Annotated in this window: 2 protein-coding genes; both read left to right on the plus strand. The window is 59.3% G+C overall.

What is annotated here, in order from left to right; genetic code table 11:
• On the plus strand, nucleotides 1–1779 hold a 1779-nt coding region (locus BA066_07760), incomplete at its 5' end, for a DUF11 domain-containing protein (GenBank protein ID RDD52796.1).
• A 50-nt stretch (nucleotides 1780–1829) separates the two neighbouring features.
• Nucleotides 1830–2138: a 50S ribosomal protein P1 gene (locus BA066_07765; GenBank protein RDD52797.1), complete on the plus strand. Its 309-nt coding sequence runs from the start codon at nucleotides 1830–1832 to the stop codon at nucleotides 2136–2138.
• Nucleotides 2139–2241: the final 103 nt, after the last annotated feature.

The raw sequence follows: 2241 nt of genomic DNA on the forward strand, positions 1-2241 counted from the left end.
TATGACATACTGGACTCCGTTTACTCCCCGGACGCTAACCTCACCCTGATCTTGGGCTTCCCCAAGCTCAAGGAGTTCGACACGGGCAGCTCCCAGCTCACGATACCGGTCACCCTGAGGAACGAGGGACCGGCCCCCGTCAGGTGGGTCAAGCTGCACGTGAGCTGGGGGAGGAGCGATGGGGAGGGATCGATAAACCTGACCCAGTCGGTCCCGACCCCCTCCTACCTGAGCTCAAATTACGCCAACCTCTCCCTCGGGGGCCTGGACCCCGGGAGATCTTACAATGCGAGCTTCACCTTCACGGCCGGGCCGGGGGAGTACAAGTACGGGAATTACACCGTGAGCTTCATGGCCGAGTACGGGACTTACTTCAGGTACGAGGGCGTCAACACGACTAGGAACGCGAGGATCTACAGGTACGACCCAAACGCCTATAAGAGAGCGAGCGAGAGCGTCAGGCTAATCTTCGGACTGAAGTACAAGGGCAGGACGGGGAATCCGAACGTGCAGATAGTGGCTGAGAGGCCAACAGGGGACATGGAGGTCGATGAGGGCACCCCCATCCCCTTCAGCTTCTACCTCCAGAACTCGGGGGCCGACTCCGCGTACAACGCGACGATAAGGGTGAGCGTTAACCCTGACCTCCCGGTGGAGATAACGGCACCATCAGCCGTGGCCGGGAGGACCTTCCCGATAGTGGTGACGAGGGAGATGCCACCCAAGGCCAGGACCGATAAGGTGGAGTTCAGGATCGTCATCCCGAAGGGATCGGGGGGTACCATATACAGGGTGAACATAACGGTGGGCTACTTCGACATAAGGAACAAGTACTACGAGTCCTCCAGGTCGTTCGCGATAAGCGTCAGGCAGCCCGGGGTCTCGAAGCTCTACGTCACCAAGAGCATATCATCCTCCACGGTGCCGGTGAACGGGACGATAGAGGTGAACGTTATAGTGGGCAACAACGGCACGGCGGCCGCCACCAAGGTAGTGATAGAGGACGACTTCCCCAGGGACATGTTCAAGCTCGTCTCAGGGGACACGAAGCTGTCAGCAAGCGCTTTGCAGCCTGGGAGCGTGCTGGCGCTTTCCTACAAGATAAGGGCCGTGAGGGAGGGGATAGCCACTTTCGGATCGGCCAAGGTCACTTACGTTGATCCCATGGAGGGCCAGAAGACCATACTCTCGACCATGAAGTCCCCGGTCGTCGTCACGATAGTTAAGCCGGAGCTCTCCGTGAGGGTTGAGGACTTCCCCCCGAACGTGACCACGGTGAACTCCCTGGTGGAGTTCTCAATCTACCTGATCAACAAGGGGAACGGTGATGCCAGGAAGCTGGAGCTGGAGATGGAGCTCAGCCCCGGCCTCTACATGGTCAGCCCGCCGACTGTGAACAAGGGGGAGGGGGTTGTTTGCGAGCAGCCGACCTGGGAGCCGGGGGAGAGGTCCATAAGGCTCAGTTTGAGCTGCGACACTATCAAGCCCCAGGGCTTCATGAAGATGATACTGACGCTCAAGACCCAGGTGACGGGGAAGCAGTGGATAAGGGTCAACAAGCTCTCCTATCTCACGCCGGATGGTTCCTCCAGACTCAGCATCCCTACCTCCTCTTACTACTACAGCACGGTCGTCGTCACCCCTTTCGAGACCAGGGTGTTCTACCTCTCGATATTCACCTTCTCCGTCCTGCTTGTCGCGATGTTCGTGATAGGGGTTACCAGGGGCTTCGGCCTCAGGATGGGGAGGAGGATCAGGAGGCCCGGCGCCTTCGGGTAGTAATGTTAAAATAGTGTGGTGCCGGAGTTGCGAGGTGCGCGGCCATGGGAATGGAGTACATATATGCTGCCCTGATGCTGCATGAGCTGAAGAGGAAGGTGGAGGCGGGTGACCTGGAGCAGGTTCTGAGGGCCGCTGGGGCTGAACCCGATCCGGCCAGGATAAAGCAGCTGGTGACAGCCCTCTCAGGCGTGAACATAGACGAGATAGTGAGCCAGGCCAGCCTGATGCCCGCAGCTCCCGTCGCGGCCCCGGCCCAGGCGCCGGTCGAGCAGAGGGAGGAGAAGAAGGAAGAGAAGAAGGAAGAGAAGGAAGAGGAGGAGGCCGCCCTGGCAGGGCTGGGCGCACTGTTCGGCTGAGATCCCCGAGATTTTTTACCTCAAATGCGAGGGGCCTCTTCAAGATGGAGGCGCCAGTTGGCCCAGCTCAGTGAGCTCATAATAAGTTAGCGGGGTCCACCGG

Source organism: Candidatus Korarchaeota archaeon NZ13-K (assembly GCA_003344655.1).
Taxonomy (GTDB): Archaea; Korarchaeota; Korarchaeia; order Korarchaeales; family Korarchaeaceae; genus Korarchaeum.

Coding starts and splice junctions, on each gene's coding strand:
- BA066_07765 (RDD52797.1), top strand. CDS start 1,830: ATGGAGTACATATATGCTGCCCTGATGCTGCATGAGCTGAAGAGGAAG.